This is a genomic window from Bacillus sp. SIMBA_154 (genome assembly GCF_046536015.1).
Taxonomy (GTDB): domain Bacteria; phylum Bacillota; class Bacilli; order Bacillales; family Bacillaceae; genus Bacillus; species Bacillus pumilus_P.
In genome coordinates this window covers 1-241 of the sequence record NZ_JAWJBV010000603.1, presented here as the reverse complement: position 1 = coordinate 241, position 241 = coordinate 1, and the positions used below count along the sequence as shown (strand labels likewise).

Below are 241 nucleotides of genomic sequence, written 5' to 3'. Positions count from 1 at the left end.
GCCTCAAACGCATCGCCGCTTTGGTTAATCAATAAATCACTGTTCCAGTGAGCGACCGCTTGATGCTCTACCACGTAAACTTGGATAGTATCAGGCCATTGCTTTCTTACCCATACCGTTGCGACCCAAGGTAGTTCTTGCACTAAATGCTGAACATGCTTTACGTTTAACTCAAAAAAGCTACTTAAATCCGCTTTTTTTATCGCGGTAGTTATTGCTTTTTCATCGGTGTATTTGGGGC

General features: G+C 43.2%; 1 protein-coding gene. It reads right to left on the bottom strand.

All coding sequences use genetic code 11. From position 1 onward, the window contains the following. Window positions 1-241: cell division protein FtsQ/DivIB (locus R0K30_RS23320; RefSeq protein WP_410613386.1), on the bottom strand; the 241-nt coding region annotated here is incomplete at both ends.